The organism is Streptomyces sp. NPDC022910, assembly GCF_055561075.1.
Map to the genome: position 1 here is coordinate 67641 of NZ_JBVHHL010000003.1, position 18948 is coordinate 86588.

Below are 18948 nucleotides of genomic sequence, written 5' to 3' on the forward strand. Positions count from 1 at the left end.
CCAGGGGTGAACCCAGTCCGGCGGTGATGTAAGTACAACACGGAATCAGGGCCTCCGAGAAGGCCGCCGTTCCCGTGGCTTAGAACCTATGGGGATTGCTGGGGCTTGCGCAAACTATTTTTGCGACGAGTTCGTATCAGTCGTCGTTGTCCTCTTCAACCGGGTCCCGGCCTGCGCAGATGGCCAGAACATCTGTCCCGTAGCGGTTGAGTTTGCGCACTCCGACCCCCGGGATACGCGCCAGTTCACGCTCGTCGCCGGGTACGGCTTCGGCGATCGCGATCAGGGTCCGGTCGGTGAAGACGCAGAACGCCGGCTGGCCGCTGCGGTGCGCCTGCGTCGCCCGCCACGCGCGCAGCCGCTCGTAGATGCCTTCGTCCATGTCGGAGGGGCAGTCGTCACAGCGCATCAGTTTCATCTCGCCGGCCTCGGACAGCGTGCGCCCGCAGACCCGGCAGCGGGCCGGGGTTCTGCTGGTGCGGCGCGGTGCGGCGGTCGTACCGGTGGTGCTGAAGCCGCGTTCGATGCCTCCATGGCCGGCGGCTGCGGAGCGGCCCGCGGCGGCGGAGGAGCCGGGGCGCAGTCCGTCGAGGAAGCGGCTGGGCCGTCGGTTGGGGCGGCCGCCGGGTGACCTGGACAGAGCCCAGGAGACGTGGAGGTGTTCCCTGGCGCGGGTGACACCTACATAGAGGAGGCGGCGTTCCTCTTCGATCTGCTCGTCGGTTCTGGCGTAGGTGATGGGCATCATGCCTTCGGCGACGCCTACCAGGAAGACCGCGTCCCATTCCAGGCCCTTGGCGGAGTGCAGGGAGGCGAGGGTGACGCCCTGCACGGTCGGGGCATGCTGGGCGTTCGCCCGCTCGTCGAGTTCGGCCACGAGGTCGGCGAGGGTGGCGGCGGGTTTGGCTGCTGCGAAGTCCTGGGCGAGGTTCACGAGCGCGGCCAGGGACTCCCATCGCTCCCTGACGGCTCCGGAGCCCGCGGGGGGCGTGGGCGTCCAGCCTTCGCCCGAGAGGACGGCACGCACCTGGGAGGGCAGGTCCACGGCGTCGTCGAGGAGGGAGTCGTTGGCGCCGAAGCGGGCGGCGCCACGCAGGGCGATGCCTGCCTTGCGGACCTCGGGGCGGTCGAAGAAACGCTCGGCGCCACGCAGTTGGTAGGGGATTCCGGCGTCCGCGAGGGCTTGTTCGTAGATTTCGGACTGGGAATTGGTGCGGAACAGGATTGCGATCTCGGCGGAGGGTACACCGTCGGCGAGGAGGTCGCGGATGCGGCGGGCGGCGCCTTCGGCCTCGGTGGGCTCGTCGGCGTATTCGGTGTAGACGGGTTCGGGGCCCGGGGCGCGCTGGGAGACGAGTTCGAGGCGGTGGTCGGCGGCGCGGCCCCGGGCCTGGCCGAGGAGACCGTTGGCGAGATGGACGACCTGGGGTGAGGAGCGGTAGTCGCGAACGAGTTTGACGACGGTGGCCGCGGGGTGGCGGATGCGGAAGTCGAGGAGATGGTCGGGGGTGGCGCCCGTGAAGGAGTAGATGGTCTGGCTGGCGTCGCCGACGACGCACAGGCTGTCGCGGTCGCCGAGCCACAGCTCCAGCAGGCGCTGCTGGAGCGGGCTGACGTCCTGGTACTCGTCGACGACGAAGTGCTGGTACTGGGCGCGGACCTCGTCGGCGATGTCGTGGCGGTCCTGGAGGATGCCGACGGTGAGAAGGAGGACGTCCTCGAAGTCGATGAGGGCGCGGTCACGCTTGAGATCTTCGTAGGTGGCGTAGAGCTGCGCGATCTCAGCGGGGTCGCGGGGGGTTTCGCGGCCTGTCTTGGCGGCCGCGGCAACGTAGTCGGCGGGGACGGTCTGGGTGACCTTCGACCATTCGATTTCGGCGGTGACGTCCCGCAGTTCGTTGCGGTCGAGGCGGATGCGGCAGGCGGCGGCCGCGTCCGCGACGATCTGGATCTTGCGGTCGATGATCTTCGAGAGGCCGCCGCCGACGGCCTTCGGCCAGAAGTACTGGAGCTGGCGCAGCGCCGCGGAGTGGAAGGTGCGGGCCTGGACGCCGGCGGCGCCGAGCTGGCGGAGGCGGCCGCGCATCTCGCCGGCGGCGCGGTTGGTGAAGGTGACAGCGAGCACGCTGGAGGGCTGGAGGATGCCGGCGCGGACTCCGTAGGCGATGCGGTGGGTGATGGCCCGCGTTTTGCCGGTGCCGGCGCCTGCCAGCACGCATACCGGGCCGTGCAGGGCGGTCGCCACTTCGCGCTGCTCGGGGTCGAGCCCTACGAGCACCGCGTCGGCCGAGTCCGGGACCTGCGGGAAGAGCGTGGAATGCGTTGCTGCTGTCACCCCGCCATGCTGCCAGGTCGGCGGAGACGGGTGCGTCGGTTGTCCACAGGGAGGCACCTGCAGTCGTACTGATGCGGCAGGCGTCACCGGTGAGGGGCCGGAGCACCGGGGCGGTGGCGGGAATGGTGGAACATTCACATACGTTGCTCCCTCAGCTACTACGCACACCGAGCCGTAAAGGAGCGCGAGCGACATGCCGGGCACTGTGACGATGTACAGCACCTCGTGGTGTGGCTACTGCCGCCGACTGAAGAGTCAGCTGGACCGTGAGGGCATCGCGTACGACGAGATCAACATCGAGCAGGACCCGGAGTCCGCAGCGTTCGTGGAGAAGGCGAATGGCGGAAACCAGACAGTCCCGACTGTTCGGGTACTTCCCGTCACTGGTGGCAACGAAGTCGTCATGACGAATCCCAGCCTTGCCCAGGTGAAGCAGGCACTCGGCGCCTGACCCGAATCTCCGCAAGCAGCCCCCGCTCCTCCATGGGCGGGGGCTGAACCATGTGGTGCAGGGGTACCTGATCACCGATCCTGAACGGCCGACACGGCTCGGCCCGCCCGACGGGGAGACGGCTGCCATGGTCCCGGCCGCCGTACTGGTATGCCTTCCCGGACGCTCCGGTGCTGGGCTCAGTGCACGGAGAACCCGCCGTCAACGAAGATCGCCTGCCCGGTGACGTAGGCGGAGGCGCGGCTCGCCAGGAACACCGCTGCACCCGCGAAGTCCTCGGCCAGACCGTTGCGCCCGACCATCGTGCGTGCAGCGAGCGCCGCCACCTTCCCGGGGTCGGACGACAGACGTGCGTTCAGCGGCGTCATGACGAACCCCGGCACGAGCGTGTTGCAGGTGACGCCGTACGACGACCATGCCTCGGACTGCGAACGGGCCAGCGACTCCAATGCCCCCTTGGAAACCCCGTAGGCGCCGCTCTGGAAGAACGCCCGATGCGCCTGCTGGGAGGTGATGTGGATGATCCGCCCGAAGCCCCGTTCGGCCATGCCGGGCCCGAACCGCTGTCCCAGCAGGTAGGGCGCCTCCAAGTTCACCGCCATCGTGGTGTCCCACACGTCCTCGCCCAGCTCGCCCATCGGGGGGCGCAGGTTGATCCCGGCGGAATTGACGAGGATGTCGGGCTCCCCGAATGCCTCGGCTGCCTCCTCGGCCGCTGCGCGCATGCCGTCGCGAGTGCCCAGGTCGGCGCTCACCCACGCCGCCCGGCAACCGTGGGCCGCCAGCTCGCCGACTGTCGCCGCGAGTTCCGCCTCCTTGCGTGCCACGACCACGACGCTCGCTCCTGCGCGCGCGAGGGCACCGACGACGGCTCGGCCGATGCCGGAACTGCCGCCGGTCACCACGGCGACCCGGCCGTCGAGCGAGAACAGTTCGGAGAGGTATGCCTGCGAGGTCATGCCCGCACCCTAGGCGGGCGCGCCCAGAGCCGTAGCGCTCGGGGGTGGTGTCATCGTCCAGTGGCCATTCCCCGGACCGGGCCTTCTCGGCCATGTGCCTGCGCCTTCTCTCCCGATTACCTGCGACTTCTCCTTGGGGAGCCCAGATGCCGCTGACCGCCCGCCGGTGTCAGACGCTCCTCGTCGGCAGGGGCTTGCCGTACCAGAGTTCGATCAGGCGGGCGGCGATGGAGATGCCGTACGGAGGCAGGACCTCCCCGGACTCGAAGGCGGCGTGCAGTTCCTCGCGGGAGAACCAGCGGGCCTCGTGGATCTCGTCGCCGTCGACGGTGATGTCGGTGGAGGTGGCGCGGGCGAGGAAGCCGAGCATCAGGCTGGACGGGAAGGGCCAGGGCTGACTGGCGATGTACTCGACCTCGCCGACGGTGATGCCCGCTTCTTCGAACACCTCTCGACGCACCGACTGCTCGATGGACTCGCCCGGTTCGACGAAGCCGGCGAGGGTCGAGAAGCGGCCCTCGGGCCAGTGCACCTGGCGGCCGAGGAGGAGGCGGTCCTCGTCGTCGGTGACGGCCATGATCACCGCTGGGTCGGTGCGCGGGTAGTGCTCGGCGCCGCAGGCCGGGCAGCGGCGGATGTGGCCGGCGGCCGCGATGACCGTGCGTTCGCCACAGCGTGAGCAGAAGCGATGCATGCGCTGCCAGTTCTCCAGGGCGACCGCATGCACCATCAGGCCGGCGTCGCGCGGGGACAGCAGCAGGCCCGCCTCGCGCAGTCCGGCCGGGCGCGCCGACTGGTCCATGCGGCCCGGGAGGGCGTCCTTCTGGAGTGCGAAGTAGCTGACGCCGTCCTCGTCGGTGCCCAGGAAGTAACGGTGGGCCTCCGTAAGGGGTGCTTCGAAGGAGGGGGTCATCACGAGCTCGGTCCGGCCGTCGGGCGTCTCGTCGATGAGGACCTGGCCGTCGGAGACCACGAAGCAGCGGGTTGTGGGGTGGCTCCACGCCGCGGCGAGCCAGGCCTCGTCGAGCCGATGGTGGGCGGCGCGGTCGATGCCGCTCGGGGCGGTGAGCGAGATGGGTCGATCGGCGGTGTGGTCGGTCCAGGTGGTCACGGGTGCTTCCAACTCCCCCGGTGCAGCGGTGGTTTCGGCGGGCGGTTCAGCGGGACGTACGGCTGGAGGTGACCGGGTCCGGTGGACCTTGGCCGTGCGGGGCGGTCCTTCCAGTGTGCCGCGCCTCGCGGCCCACCCGGTCGGCGGTCCGGCCCGCGAGACGGTCAGTCCGCATCGCGCCGGTTCTCCCCCAGGTCGCCCCACAGGTATGCGGTGGTCTCGACGCCCTTGAGGAGCAGATCGAGTTCGACCTTCTCGTTCGGGGCGTGCCAGCCGTCGGACGGGATGGAGATGCCCAGGAACAGGACGGGCACGCCGAGGACTTCCTGGAGGTCGGCGGCCGGTCCGGAGCCGCCCTCACGGGTGAAGCGGACGGGCTGCTGGAAGGCGCGGCCCATGGCGCGTGCGACAGACTGCAGGGCGGGGTGATCGAGGGGCGTCAGACAGGGGCGGGTGGAGGCGCCGAACATGATCTCGTGCCGGATCCCGGCGGGCAGTCGGTCGGCGGCCCAGGCTCTGACGGCCTTCTCGACGTGGTCGGGGTCCTGGCCGGCGACGAGGCGGAAGGAGAGTTTGACCATGGTGGATGACGGGATGATCGTCTTGCTGCCGGGGCCCTGGTAGCCGCCGCCGATGCCGTTGACCTCGGCGGTGGGGCGAGCCCAGATGCGCTCCAGGGTGCTGTGACCGGCTTCGCCGTGGGTGGCCCTCGACCTGGCGGTCCGCAGCCACTGCTCCTCGTCGAAGGGGAGCTCGGCGAAGAGCTCGCGTTCGCGGTCGGTGAGCTCGGTGACGCCGTCGTAGAAGCCTGGTATCGCCACACGCGCGTGCTCGTCGTGCAGGGCCGCCACCAGGCGGGCGGCCGCGGTGGCCGGATTCGGCACGGCGCCGCCGAAGGAGCCGGAGTGGATGTCCTGCTCGGGTCCGTGCAGGGTGATCTCGCATTCGGCGAGGCCGCGCATGCCGGTGCAGACGGTGGGGGTGTCCGCGGACCACATGCCGGTGTCGGAGACGATCACTGCGTCGGCGGCGAGCCGGTCCGCGTGCTGCTCGACGAGGGTGCGGAAGTTCGGGGAGCCGGACTCCTCCTCGCCCTCGATGAGCAGCTTCAGGTGGACGGCCGGGGCGGTGCGGCCGGTGGCGGCGAGGTGGGCGCGGAGGCCGAGTGTGTGGAAGAACACCTGACCCTTGTCGTCGGCGGCCCCGCGCGCGTAGAGGCGGCCGTCGCGGATCACCGGCTCGAAGGGCTCGCTGTCCCAGCCGTCCTCGCGGGCGGCGGGCTGAACGTCGTGGTGGCCGTAGACGAGGACGGTGGGCGCCTGCGGATCGTCGGCGGGCCACTCGGCAAAGACGGCAGGGGCGCCGTCGGTCGGCCACACCTCGGCGGTGGGGAAACCGGTCTCCTCGAGCTTGGCGGCGAGCCACTCGGCGCTGCGTCGCACGTCCGCCGCATGCTCGGGCTGAGCGGACACCGACGGGATGCGCAGCCACTCCACGAGGTCGTCGAGGAAGGCGGCACGGTGGCGGTCGATGTACGTGCGGACGGCACTGTCCGGGGTCTCGCTCATGGTCACGAGCCTATCGGCCCGCGCCGACATCCTAGTCCGCCGGTTCCTCCGGGGACGGCTCGGCCAGCAGCAGCCGCTCCAGTGCGGCCCGGTCCGGGAGGTCCTCGGGGCGTTCGACCTCCCCCGTGCGGACGTACAGGAACACGGCCTCGACTGCTTCCAGAGGCACGCCCTGCTGCTCGGCCCAGGCGAGCCGGTACAGGGCGAGCTGGAGCGGGTCCCCGGTGCCGGTGCGGCCGGTCTTCCAGTCGACGATCTCGTATGCCGCTCCGTCGCCGTCGTCCGTGCGGTAGACGGCGTCGATGCGGCCCCGTACCACGCGTCCGGCGATGGCGAGCTGGAAGGGGGCTTCGACGCGGTACGGGGTGCGGTGTGCGTAGGAGGTGCGTTCGAAGGCGTCCTTGAGTGCCTCCAGGTCGCGCTCGTCGGCGATCTCGGCGTCGCTGCCGAGCAGCTCCTCGGGCTCCAGCATGGGCAGCCGCAGTTCCTCGAAGCGCGCCTCGACCCAGGCATGGAATCGGGTGCCACGGCGCGCGGCGGGTTGTGGGGGGCGCGGCATGGGGCGCGCGAGTTCTTGAGCAAGCCCGTCGGGGTCGGCGGCCAGGCGCAGCACCTGGGAGGCGGTCAGCGACGGCGGCAGGGGTACGTCGGCGACGGTTGCGCGCGCACGCAGCAGCTCTCCGGTGAGGGCGTCCAGGTCGCGGTCCCAGGAGGCGACCGTTCGGGCCTCCTCCGGCGTGAGCGCGTGGCCGTCATCGGCCGGGTGCCGACGGGCGTGCGGGACGGTCGGGGTGTCGTCGACGAGACGCACGCGCGCGTGGGCGGCTTCGGGCCCGTCCGCGGGGCGGTCGTTCGTCCAGGACTCCCAGTCGGTGGCCTCCTCGGGAAAGCCGTCGGGAATCTCGTCGTAGGGGCCGGCGTCGGGAAAGTCGTCGTACGGGTCCTGCTCCTCGTGGAGGTCTTCGCCGTCCGGCGGGGCCGGCCAATCCGGGTTGTCGTGCGCGGAGGGGTCGTGGGTGACCGCGGGGCGGGCGCCTTCATGCGAGGCGACCTCGTCGAGGTGGGCCAGCACGGTCTCGGCTGCGGCGCGGCGGCGGGCGAGTGCCGCCTCGTCCAGCGGGAGCGGCCAGGCGTGCTCGGCGGTGGCCCGGTGGAGCGCCGGGTTCTCCTCGTCCTCGGCCGGCTCCTCGGCCCAGACCTCGATCTCGCCGTACCCGGCGGCGCAGTGGTCGTAGAGGGCCTGGAGGAAGTCCGAGGGCCCCCGGGGGCGCTTCTGGGCGGGCCCCCACCAGTGGCCGGAGCCGAGCAGCAGAGAGCGGGGGCGGGTGAAGGTGACGTATCCGAGGCGCAGCTCCTCGGTGTGCTGATGCTCCTTCATGGCCTCGTGGAAGGCCTTCAGTCCCCGGGAGTCCCAGCTCTCGACGTCGGGCAGGGTGTCACCGTCGCCGCGCAGTGCGTGGGGCAGCACTTTGCCCTGGGCGGTCCACTTCTCGCGACCCTGGGTGCTCGGGAAGGTACCGGTGACCAGGCCGGGGACGGCGACGACGTCCCACTCCAGCCCCTTGGACTTGTGCGCGGTGAGCACCTTGACGGTGTTCTCGCCGCCGGGCAGGGCGTTGTCGAGGCCCTTCTCGTACTGGGCGGCGGTGCGCAGGAAGCCGAGGAAGGCCAGGAGGGTGGCGTCCGGGTCGTTGACGGCGAACGAGGCGGCGATGTCCAGGAAGTTCGACAGGGTCTCGCGGCGGCGGGCGGCCAGCGCGTGCGGGGAGGCGGACAGTTCCACTTCCAGGCCGGTGACGGTGAGGACCCGGTGCAGGACATCCATCAGGGGGTCGGCGAGGGAGCGGCGCAGCTCCCTCAGCTCGGTGGCGAGGCGCGCGAACCGCACGCGGGCGTCGGGCGAGAAGGGCAGCCCGTCGTCCGCCCCTCCGGCCTCGATGGGCAGCTCCAGGAAGGTGTCGAGGGCATCCGCGAGCGATATCACCTCGGACGGATCGACGCCCTCGACGGCCGCGGCGAGTCGGCGATCCGGGTCGTCGTCGGCGTCCACGCGCGCGTGCGAGACGAGCAGCCGGGCGCGTCGGCCCAGGAGGGCGAGGTCGCGGGCACCGATGCGCCAGCGCGGGCCGGTGAGTAGACGGACCAGGGAGGCGTTGGCGCCGGGGTCCTGCAGGACCTCGCAGACGGCGACGAGGTCGGCCACCTCGGGCAGGTGCAGCAGCCCGGACAGGCCCACGACCTCCACCGGAATGTCGCGGGCCACGAGGGCGCCCTGGATCTCGGCGAAGTCGGTCGCCGTGCGGCACAGGACCGCGATCTCGCCGGGCGGCGTGCCGGTGTGCACCAGATGGGCGATGGAGTCCGCGACCCAGTCGATCTCCTCGGCGTGGGTGGGCAGCAGTGCGCAGCGGACCTGTCCGTCGCGCTCGGCGCCGGGGGCCGGGCGGAGCGCTTCCACGCCCGCGTGCATCGCACGCAGCGGCTCGGCGAGGCCGTTGGCGAGGTCGAGGAGGCGGCCGCCGCTGCGGCGGTTCTCGCTGAGCGCCCGGCGGGTCGCGGGTCGGCCGTCGGCGTGCGGGAAGTGCTCGGGGAAGTCGTCGAGGTTGGCGACGGACGCGCCGCGCCAGCCGTAGATCGCCTGGCAGGGGTCGCCCACGGCGGTCACGGGGTGCCCGGTGCCGCCGCCGAACAGTCCGGCGAGCAGGACGCGCTGGGCCACTGACGTGTCCTGGTACTCGTCGAGCAGGACCACACGGAACTCGTCGCGCAGGATGCGGCCCACCTCGGGGATACGGGCGAGGGTCGCCGAGAGGGCGATCTGGTCGCCGAAGTCGAGGAGGTCGCGCTCCCGTTTGGCTGCGCGGTAGCGGCCGACCAGCTCGGCCAGTTCCCGGCGGGCTGCTGCCGTCTCGGGAACCTTGCGCAGGTCGGCGTTGGTGAGCCGGACGCTCTCCAGCGTGCGCAGCAGCTCGGCGTCGTACGCGCGCGCCTCCTCCGGTCGTACGAGGTGCTCGGCCAGCTCGGAGTCGAGGGAGAGAAGGTCGCTGACGAGGTCCGGAAAGGAGCGGGTCAGCGCCGGGTAGGGGCCGGGCGCCTCGCGCAGGACGCGCGCGGCGAGCTGGTAGCGGGTGGCGTCGGCGAGCAGGCGCGACGCCGGTTCGAGTCCGATGCGCAGGCCGTGGTCGGTCAGCAGACGGCCCGCGAAGGCGTGGTACGTGGAGATCACCGGCTCGCCGGGCGGGTTGTCCGGGTCGATCACGTCCGGGTCGGTGACGCCTGCCTTGACGAGCGCCTTGCGGACGCGCTCGGCCAGTTCACCGGCCGCCTTGTTGGTGAACGTCAGTCCGAGGACCTGTTCCGGGGCGACCTGTCCGGTGCCCACGAGCCACACCACGCGGGCCGCCATCACCGTGGTCTTGCCGGACCCGGCACCGGCCACGATCACCTGCGGGGCGGGCGGCGCGGTGATGCAGGCCGTCTGCTCCGGGGTGAACGGGATGCCGAGGAGCTCCTTGAGCTGCTCGGGGTCGGTGATACGGGCGGGCACGTCGCAGAGGCTAGCGGCGGCCACTGACAGCGGATGCCACATCGCCCGCCGTGCTCGAAGAAACGCTGGTCAGCACCTGTGGTGCGGTGCATCACACAGCCATTGTCACTCCACTACATGACGGCCCTCCGGACGGGCGCTGCACGAGGCCCGGAACGCGCAGTGCGTGCAGTGCTGTCCGGTGGTCGGTGCGAAGCGCTCGTCGAGGACCTTGCCCGCGGCGCTGGCCAGCAGCTCTCCGATCCATTCGCCCGCGAGGGGCTCCTGGGCCTGCACCTTGGGCAGGGTGTCGCCGCCGTCCTTCTTGGCGGCGGCCTGCCGCAACTGGACGAGTTCGGCGCCGCCGGGCTCGGGGCGCAGCCCGCCGAAGGCCTCGTCGACGGCGCCCTCGCGCACGGCGAGCTGGTACACGGCGAGCTGCGGATGGCGGTCCACCTCCGCGGCGCTGGGCGCCTGCTTGCCGGTCTTGAAGTCGACCACGTAGGCGCGGCCCTCGCCGTCCCTCTCGACGCGGTCCATGGAGCCGCGGATGCGCACCTGGTAGTCGCCTGCTTCGAGGGTGACGTCGAAGTCGTGCTCGCTCGCCACCGGCGTGCGCCCGGTGCGGTCCATGACGTGCCACTTCAGGAAGCGTTCGAGCGCCACGCGCGCGTTGTCCTTCTCCTGCGTGGACTTCCAGGGCGCGTCGAAGGCGAGCGCGTTCCACACCGAGTCGAGCCGCTCCATGAGGACGGCGAGGTCGGCGGGGGTGCGCCCGGAGGCCACCTCGTCGGCGAGGACGTGCACCACGTTGCCGAAGCCCTGGGCGAGGGTCGCGGGGGCGTCGGCCTTCACCTCGCGGCCCAGGAACCACTGCAGGGCGCAGGTGTTAGCCAGCTGGTCGAGGGCGCTTCCGGAGAGTGCGACGGGCTGGTCGCGGTTGCGCAGGGGCACCTTGCTCTCGGTCGGGTCCCACATGCCCCACCAGCGGTAGGGATGCGCGGAGGGCACCAGGGGACGGCCGTCCTCGTCGGCGAGCGCGGCGAGCCGGGCCAGTCGGCGGGCGGCGGCATCCCTGAGGGCGTCGGAGACGCGCGGGTCGACGGTCGTGGCGCGCAGCTCGGCCACGAGCGCGGCGACGGACAGAGGGCGGCGTGGGCGGCCGGTGACGTCCTTGGGCTCGACACCGAGTTCGGCGAGGAAGCGGGAGGGCTGGTCGCCGTCGTCTGCGGGTGCCTTCACGGCCGTCACGATCAGGCGTTCACGCGCGCGCGTGCAGGCGACGTAGAACAGTCGCCGTTCCTCGGCCAGAAGCGCGCCGGGGGTGAGGGGTTCGGCAAGCCCGTCGTGGCCGATGCGGTCCGCCTCCAGCAGGGAGCCGCGGCGGCGCAGGTCCGGCCACAGGCCCTCCTGCACACCTGCGACGACGACCAGGCGCCACTGCAGGCCCTTGGAGCGGTGCGCGGTCATCAGGCGCACGGCGTCGGGGCGCACGGCCCGGCGGGTGAGCGTGTCGGCGGCGATGTCCTGGGCCTCTGTCTCCTCCAGGAAGTTGAGGGCACCGCGGCCACCGGTGCGCTCCTCCGCGCGCGCGGCGGTCGCGAACAGGGCGCACACGGCGTCGAGGTCACGGTCGGCGTTGCGCCCGGCCGCGCCGCCGCGCCGCGAGGCACTCTCCAGGCGCTTGGGCCACGGTGTGCCGTCCCACAGCTCCCACAGGGCGTCCTCGGCCGTGCCGCCCCCCGCGAGCCGCTCACGTGCCTTCCTGAGCAGCGCGCCGAGCCGCTGGGCTCCGCGCGCGTAGGCCGGGTCGTGCGCGACCAGCCGCTCCGGCTCGGCCAGTGCCCGCGCGAGCAGTTCGTCGGAGGGCGGAGGTACGGGGTTGCCGGCGGCCCGCTCTTCCTCGCGCAGGGCGCGGCCCAGGCGGCGCAGGTCGGCGGCGTCCATGCCGGCCAGTGGGGAGGCGAGGAGGGTGAGCGCAGTCTCGGTGTCGAGCCAGGCCTCCGACTCCGCCTCTGCCTGTTCGTCCCGTCCGGCCTCCTCCTCTTCACCCCCCTCGCGGTTCGTGTTCGCGGCCTCCGCCCGCGCCACCGCGCGCAGTGCCGTCAGCAGGGGAGTCACCGCCGGTTCGTGGCGCAGCGGCAGGTCGTCGCCGTCGATGTCCAGGGGGACTCCGGCCGCCGTCAGGGTGCGGCGAACCGTGGGGATCGTGCGGGTTCCGGCGCGCACCAGGACGGCCATCTCGCCCCACGGCACGCCGTCCTCCAAGTGGGCACGGCGGAGGATGTCGGCGATGTTGTCGAGTTCCGTGCCGGGCGTGGGGTATGTGAAGACCTCGACGCGGCCCCCGTCGCGTACCGCGGCGAGCTCCCGGTGGGCACGCACCCTCTCCGCCGGAAGCCGGGTCAGGGGCATGCGCCGGGTCAGCAGCCGGGTGGCGGCCAGGAGGCCGGCTCCGGAGCGGCGGGAGGTCCTGAGGACCTCCACGGGCGCCGGAGCGCCGTCCGCGCGCGGGAAGGCGTGCGGGAAATCCAGGATGCCGCCCACGTCGGCGCCCCGGAACGCGTAGATCGACTGGTCAGGGTCGCCGAAGGCCACCAGGGTCCGGCCGCCGCCGACAAGCGCCCTCAGGAGGCGCACCTGCGCGGCATCGGTGTCCTGGTACTCGTCCACGTAGACCGCGTCGTACTGAGCGGCCAACTGCTCGGCGACCCGGGGGCGGCGGGCCAGGAGTACCGCACGGTGGACCAGCTCCGCGTAGTCGATGACTCTTTGGAGATCGAGGACGTCCAGGTACTCGGCGAGGAAGGCGGAGGCGGCCTTCCAGTCGGGGCGGCCGATGCGCTCGGCGAAGCGGCGCAGGGCGTCGGGGCCGAGGCCGAGTTCGCGGGTGCGGGCCAGCACGGCGCGGACCTCGTCGGCGAAGCCGCGCGTGGTCAGGCAGGCGCGCAGCTCGTCGGGCCAGCGCACGTGCGCGAGCCCGAGTCGCTCCAGGCTTGGCTGACCCGCGAGCAGCTCGCGCACGGCCACGTCCTGTTCGGGGCCGGACAGCAGCCGCAGTGGCTCAACGAAGAGACCGGTGTCCTGGTGGGCGCGGACCAGGGCGTAGCAGAAGGAGTGGAACGTGGTCGCCTGCGGGGCGTGTGCCGCCCCGATGCGCAGGGCCATCCGGTCGCGCAGGTCGACGGCGGCCCTGCGGCTGAACGTCAGGACCAGGGTGCGTTCCGGGGAGCCGCCGCGGGCCATCCGGGCGGCGACGGACTCGATGAGCGTGGTCGTCTTGCCGGTGCCCGGGCCTGCGAGAACCAGCAGCGGACCGGCCTCGTGGTCAACCACGGCGCGCTGTGCTGCGTCCAGCAGAGGGGGATCCACCCGGACGGACGGGGTACGCACCAGTCGGTAAGCGCCACGGCTCCCCTGCCGCACCTGGGGGTGCGGCAGGCGCCTGGTGGAGGAAGAGGAGCTCACGTGGTTCGCCGGTCCTGGTGGTCGTGCTCGGGCTTGTCACTGTCGGCGCGGAGCGCCGACGTCGAGGGGTGGTGGTCGGGCGACGGGTCGGAGGACTGCCGCGCGTGGCGGGCGGTGGCCGCGGGATGAGAGGAACGCGCGCCGTCGACGCTACGCCCGCGCGAGCGGCGGAAGCAGGGCTTCCCCGTGACGCGGCATGCCCGTCCAGCCACTCGTGCCCGTCGGGTCACGCCTGTCCCCCGCTGCACGAACGTACGGCATGTCACGGACGTGCCGGGATTCCCCCGTACGGGCCATGGGTTCCTCTCCGGCCCGTGCGATGCCGGAAGCTGTCAGGTGTGACCCGCCGCGCGTCTGTCGCCGTCCCATCGCGCCCGCCTCATGTCGACCCGCGGCAGATGGCTCTCGGAGGCTCGGCCGGCCTCGCGCAGCGGGGTGCCCTCCACGCGGTAGTGGTCCAGTGCCTCCAGTTCGTGGCCCGGGAGCAGTACGCCGTCCGCCCGGATGACACGCCACCAGGGGACCGCTCCGCCGTAGAGCGCCATGACGCGGCCCACCTGGCGCGGGCCGCCCTCCTCCAGCCACTCGGCCACGTCCCCGTAGGTCATCACGCGCCCCGGCGGAATGCGTTCGGCCACGTCAAGGACCCGTTCCGCGTACTCCGGCAGGGCATCCGCCGGAAGGCTCTCCTCGCTCATCCGACCCATCCTGCCCCACACCACCGACAATGTGACGTGAGAGCGGCCAGGCGCAGCCCTCGCCCTGGCGCAGTGCTTCGGGCAGACTGTGCGCCCCCGCATTTGCACCCTGATACCCCCGTGTGTCGGGTGGGCATGCCACCATCGTGCGGGCGGTGACTGGTGATACGAGATCAAGAAGAGACGATGAAAGAGCAGGGCGTGCACCCCGACGGCGGGGAGGGCACCTCTGATGGTTCGTCGCGCCCCGACACCGCCACCGCGGGCCAGAACGCCGGCGAGGGCGCCGGCGAGAAGAAGACGCGTGCCGGCGACGACGCGCACAAGAGCGAAGACACACCCCAGAAGGCGTACGAGGGCGAGAAGCCGCGGGCGGTGGGTCCCAGGCGGCGGTCAGAGCCGCACGACCACTCCGCCGACACCCACAACGACGAGGTCGAGGGCGACGAACCGCTGCTCCCCGCGCGCGTGCACCGGCCCTCCGACCTGATGCGTCTCCTGGTGGGCGTGCTCGCGATCATCGTGCTGCTCGCCATCGCCGCGTTCGCCCACGGCACCACGTCGGGGCTCGAACAGGACATCAACAAGGGCACAGGGCAGGCACCCGATCTTCTGATCAAGATCGCGGGTCTGGCGTCGAGCATCGCGATCCTGCTGGTGCCGGTCGCCTTCGCGATCGAACGGCTGATCAAACGGGACGGGCTGCGCATCGCCGACGGCGTTCTCGCGGCGGTTCTCGCACACGGCGTGACACTCGCCACAGACCTGTGGGTCGCCAGGGCCGCCCCCCCGTCCATCCAGGAGGCACTCACCCAGCCCTCCCCCGGCGACATCCACGCCCTGACCGACCCGGTGCACGGCTATCTAGCACCCGTCATCGCCTATATGACGGCCGTGGGCATGTCGCGCAGACCGCGCTGGCGCGCCGTGCTGTGGGTCGTGCTGCTGCTCGACGCCTTCTCGATGCTGGTCACCGGCTACACGACACCGTTCTCGATCATCCTGACGGTGCTGATCGGCTGGAGCGTCGCGGCGGGCACGCTGTACGCGGTCGGCTCGCCGAACGTGCGGCCCACCGGGCGGACCCTGATGGCAGGCCTGCGCACCGTGGGTTTCCGCCCCGTGAGCGCGGCACGCGAGGAGATGCCGGGCACGACGGACAACGGTGGTGACCGGGGCCGGCGCTACTTCGTGTCCCTGGAGGACGGCCCGCCCCTCGACGTCACCGTCGTCGACCGCGAACAGCAGGCCCAGGGCTTCTTCTACCGGGTGTGGCGGCAGCTGACGCTGCGCGGCATCACCACCAGGCGCAGCCTGCAGTCGCTGCGCCAGGCCCTCGAGCAGGAGGCTCTCCTCGCGTACGCGGCCATCGCTGCCGGCGCGAACGCGCCCAAGCTGATCGCGACCTCAGAGCTCGGCCCCGACGCCGTGATGCTTGTCTACGAGCACACCGGCGGCCGCAGCCTGGACCAGCTGCCCGACGAGGAGATCACCGACGCGCTGCTGCACGACACCTGGCACCAGGTACGTGCCCTCCAGTCGCGGCGCATCGCACACCGCCGGCTCGCCGGTGATGCCATCGTGGTGGATCGTTCCGGCACCGTCATCCTGACCGACCTGCGTGGCGGCGAGATCGCGGCCGGCGAACTGATGCTGCGGATGGACATCGCGCAGCTGCTGACCACGCTCGGGCTGCGGGTCGGTGCCGAGCGTGCGGTGGCGTCCGCGGTCGGCGTGCTCGGCCCTGACGCGGTCGCCGACTGTCTGCCCATGCTGCAGCCCATCGCACTGACGCGCTCGACGCGCGCGACACTCAGGAAACTGGCCCGCGAGCGGGCCGAGCGCGAACGGGAGGCGGTCCTGGAGGCGTCCCGCCAGGCCAAGGCGGCCCGCCTGGAGGAGGACCACGAGGGCACCGGAGTCATCCTCGACAAGACCGACAAGAAGTCCGCACGCGCCGCGCAGCGGGCCGAGAAGCGGGCGCTCGACGAGGCGCTCGACGAGGCCCGCGAAGAGGACCTGCTCACCCAGATCCGCCACCAGGTGCTGCGGATCCGGCCACAGGCGCCCGTGGAACCCGCCCGACTGGAGCGGGTGCGGCCGCGCACGCTGATCAGTTTTATCGCCGGTGCCATCGGCGCGTACTTCCTGCTGACGCAGCTGACGCACATCCAGTTCGGCACCCTCTTCGCCAACGCCCAGTGGGGCTGGGTGGCGGCGGCCGTGTTCTTCTCGGCGCTGAGCTACGTCGCGGCGGCGATGGCGCTGCTGGGCTTCGTGCCCGAGCGGGTGCCGTTCTGGCGGACCGTGGCCGCACAGGTCGCGGGGTCGTTCGTGAAGATCGTGGCACCTGCGGCCGTCGGCGGTGTCGCGCTCAACACGCGCTTCCTGCAGCGCTCCGGCGTGCGGCCGGGACTGGCGGTGGCGAGCGTCGGCGCGTCCCAGCTGTTCGGACTGGGCTGCCATGTGCTGATGCTGCTGTCGTTCGGCTACCTCACGGGCACCGAGAAGACGCCGTCCCTGTCGCCGTCCCGCACGGTCATCGCCGGTCTGCTGACGGTCGCCGTGCTGGTCCTCGTGGTGACGTCGGTGCCGTTCCTGCGGAAATTCGTCGTCACGCGCGTGAGGTCGCTGTTCGCGGGTGTCGTGCCCCGCATGCTCGACGTCCTGCAGCGGCCGCAGAAGCTGGTCACCGGTATCGGCGGCATGCTGCTGCTGACCGCGTCCTTCGTGATGTGCCTGGACGCCTCGATCCGGGCCTTCGGGCACGAGGAGAAGACCACGCTGAGCCTGGCCAGCGTCGCGGTCGTCTTCCTCGCGGGCAACGCTCTGGGTTCGGCCGCCCCGACCCCGGGCGGCGTGGGTGCGGTCGAGGCGACTCTGACGGTCGGTCTCATCGCCGTGGGTCTTCCCAAGGAGGTCGCGGCGCCCGCGGTGCTGCTGTACCGGCTGCTGACGCTCTGGCTGCCGGTGCTCCCGGGATGGCTTTTCTTCAACCATCTGACGCGCAAGGGCGCGCTCTAGAGCTGCGCACGGCAACGGGGGTGCACGCGCGCGTGCACCCCCGTCAGACAATGCGACACGCGGTCCCCGGAAGGGGGAGTCACCCGCACGGCCCGCATCCTGAGCGCCCCGCCGGACTCGGGCCCACGATGGGACCATGCCGAACCCTCACCGGATCCGCGCCACCTGCGTGGCTGCCACCGCCGTCCTTGTGTCCCCTCTGCTGACGGGCTGCGCCACCGCCTCCACGAGTGTGGGGCTGTCGAGCCCGACGGCGAACTGGTCGAATCAGAAGCTGAACTGGAAGGACTGCCCGGCGCCGTCGGCGTCGGAGGGCGGCGGCAGCGCCCCCTCTCCCCTGCCGAACGGCGGCCGATGGCAGTGCGCGACCATGAAGGCGCCCCTGAACTGGAACGACCCCAAGAGCGCCAGCATCGACATCGCGCTGATCCGGGTGAAGGCCAGCGGCCCTCCTGGCAAGCGCATCGGCTCCCTCATCTTCAACTTCGGCGGCCCCGGCGGCTCAGGCGTCACCGCGCTGCCCGCCTTCGCACAGGACTACGCGACCCTGCGTACCCGCTACGACCTGGTGAGCTTCGACCCCCGAGGGGTCGGCCGCAGCGCGGGCGTGATCTGCGAGAACGACCAGCAACTGGACGCGTTCTTCCAGCAGGACGCGACGCCCGACAACGCCGCCGAGCAGAAGACGTACCTGAACAGCACAAAGAAGTTCAACCGGGCCTGCAAGGCTCACTCCGGCAAGGTGCTGCCGTATCTGCGCACCACCGACGCCGCCCGAGACATGGATCTGATGCGCCAAGTGCTCGGCGACGCCAAACTGCACTACTTCGGGATCTCATACGGCACCGAACTCGGTGGCGTCTACGCGCACCTGTTCCCCAAGAAGGTCGGGCGGGCTGTGTTCGACGCGGTCGTCGACCCGACGCAGAACCCGGAACAGAGTTCGCTCGGACAGGCCAAGGGCTTCCAGCTCGCGCTCGACAACTACGCCCGGGACTGCACTTCGCAGAGCACGGGATGCCCGGTCGGCAAAACCCCGCAGGACGTCCAGAACCGGATCGCCAAACTGCTGAAGAGCCTTGACAGCAAGCCGATCCCCGGTATCTTCCCCCGTCAGCTGACCCAGACCGCCGCGATCAACGGCATCGCCGAGGCCCTGTACTCCAAGGACTTCTGGCCGTACCTCACCGAGGGCCTGCGACAGGCGTACGCCGGTGACGGCAAGGTGCTGATGTTTCTGTCGGACGCGCTGAACGGGCGCAACGAGAACGGCCAGTACAGCAATCTCATCCCGGCGAACGTCGCCATCAACTGCGCGGACGAGAAGCAGCGCTACACCCCCGCCGACGTGAAGGCCAGGCTGCCGCAGTTCCGGGCTGCCTCCCCGCTGTTCGGCGAGTTTCTGGCCTGGGGCATGCTCAGCTGCACCGACTGGCCGGTGGCGGGAGCCGCCAACCACCCGAACGTGAGCGCGCCCGGTGCCGCGCCGATCCTGGTGATCGGCAACACGGGCGACCCGGCCACCCCGTACGAGGGCGCGCAGAGGATGGTGCAGGCGTTGGGCAAAGGGGTCGGCGTCGAGCTGACGTACAAGGGCCAGGGGCACGGCTCGTACGACAGCGGGAACAAGTGCGTGCAGAACGCCGTGAACGACTACCTGCTGAACGGAAAGGTTCCTGCAGCCGGCACCGTCTGCACCTAGTCGCAGCGGCATCTTGTCCTGACCGGCACATCGACCGGCGCCACTCCCTAGGAAAAGCGCAGGTCAGAGGCTTATCCACAGGCGGGCGTGGGCTTCGGCCAGGTCC

The 18948-nt window shown here is 71.4% G+C and carries 10 protein-coding genes; 3 read left to right on the plus strand and 7 right to left on the minus strand.

Annotation, left to right across the window (positions count from 1 at the left end; genetic code table 11):
* Positions 1–136: 136 nt before the first annotated feature.
* Complete coding sequence (locus ACZ3TS_RS03695) at positions 137–2392, minus strand: ATP-dependent DNA helicase UvrD2 (protein WP_467613439.1); 2256 nt, start codon at positions 2390–2392, stop codon at positions 137–139.
* A 136-nt stretch (positions 2393–2528) separates the two neighbouring features.
* On the opposite strand from ACZ3TS_RS03695, the gene ACZ3TS_RS03700 reads away from it, so the two are divergent.
* Entirely contained in the window at positions 2529–2786 is a 258-nt protein-coding gene (locus ACZ3TS_RS03700; protein WP_467613440.1) for a mycoredoxin, read from the plus strand.
* A gap of 179 nt (positions 2787–2965) precedes the next feature.
* Here the strand turns inward: ACZ3TS_RS03700 and ACZ3TS_RS03705 are convergent, their stop codons facing one another.
* From ACZ3TS_RS03705 to ACZ3TS_RS03730, 6 genes are all read right to left on the minus strand, one after another.
* Entirely contained in the window at positions 2966–3745 is a 780-nt protein-coding gene (locus tag ACZ3TS_RS03705; protein WP_467613441.1) for an SDR family NAD(P)-dependent oxidoreductase, read from the minus strand.
* Positions 3746–3914: 169 nt separating this feature from the next.
* On the minus strand, positions 3915–4856 hold the full coding sequence (gene nudC, locus ACZ3TS_RS03710; protein ID WP_467613442.1) for an NAD(+) diphosphatase: 942 nt from the start codon (positions 4854–4856) through the stop codon (positions 3915–3917).
* 164 nt (positions 4857–5020) lie between these two features.
* Complete coding sequence (locus ACZ3TS_RS03715; protein WP_467613443.1) at positions 5021–6424, minus strand: dipeptidase; 1404 nt, start codon at positions 6422–6424, stop codon at positions 5021–5023.
* A gap of 31 nt (positions 6425–6455) precedes the next feature.
* Positions 6456–9971 carry an ATP-dependent helicase gene (locus ACZ3TS_RS03720; protein WP_467613444.1) on the minus strand — a complete coding sequence of 1172 codons (3516 nt, stop codon included), beginning with the start codon at positions 9969–9971 and terminating at the stop codon, positions 6456–6458.
* A 105-nt stretch (positions 9972–10076) separates the two neighbouring features.
* Positions 10077–13418 carry an ATP-dependent helicase gene (locus ACZ3TS_RS03725; protein ID WP_467613445.1) on the minus strand — a complete coding sequence of 1114 codons (3342 nt, stop codon included), beginning with the start codon at positions 13416–13418 and terminating at the stop codon, positions 10077–10079.
* Between the two features lie 332 nt (positions 13419–13750).
* Positions 13751–14116 (minus strand): MGMT family protein, encoded by a 366-nt coding sequence (locus ACZ3TS_RS03730; RefSeq protein ID WP_467613446.1) that lies wholly within the window; start codon positions 14114–14116, stop codon positions 13751–13753.
* Positions 14117–14302: 186 nt separating this feature from the next.
* On the opposite strand from ACZ3TS_RS03730, the gene ACZ3TS_RS03735 reads away from it, so the two are divergent.
* Together ACZ3TS_RS03735 and ACZ3TS_RS03740 are read left to right on the plus strand one after the other, a co-directional pair.
* Positions 14303–17140, plus strand: a complete 2838-nt coding sequence (locus tag ACZ3TS_RS03735; protein ID WP_467613447.1) for a lysylphosphatidylglycerol synthase transmembrane domain-containing protein — start codon at positions 14303–14305, stop codon at positions 17138–17140.
* Positions 17141–17276: 136 nt separating this feature from the next.
* Positions 17277–18842, plus strand: coding sequence for an alpha/beta hydrolase (locus tag ACZ3TS_RS03740; protein WP_467613448.1), 1566 nt, complete (start codon positions 17277–17279; stop codon positions 18840–18842).
* Positions 18843–18948 lie beyond the last annotated feature (106 nt).

Bases quoted from the DNA above. Each gene is read 5' to 3' on its own strand.
- ACZ3TS_RS03700 (WP_467613440.1), top strand. From the start codon at position 2,529: ATGCCGGGCACTGTGACGATGTACAGCACCTCGTGGTGTGGCTACTGC.
- ACZ3TS_RS03740 (WP_467613448.1), top strand. From the start codon at position 17,277: ATGCCGAACCCTCACCGGATCCGCGCCACCTGCGTGGCTGCCACCGCC.
- ACZ3TS_RS03735 (WP_467613447.1), top strand. From the start codon at position 14,303: ATGAAAGAGCAGGGCGTGCACCCCGACGGCGGGGAGGGCACCTCTGAT.
- ACZ3TS_RS03705 (WP_467613441.1), bottom strand. From the start codon at position 3,745: ATGACCTCGCAGGCATACCTCTCCGAACTGTTCTCGCTCGACGGCCGG.
- ACZ3TS_RS03715 (WP_467613443.1), bottom strand. From the start codon at position 6,424: ATGAGCGAGACCCCGGACAGTGCCGTCCGCACGTACATCGACCGCCAC.
- ACZ3TS_RS03730 (WP_467613446.1), bottom strand. From the start codon at position 14,116: ATGAGCGAGGAGAGCCTTCCGGCGGATGCCCTGCCGGAGTACGCGGAA.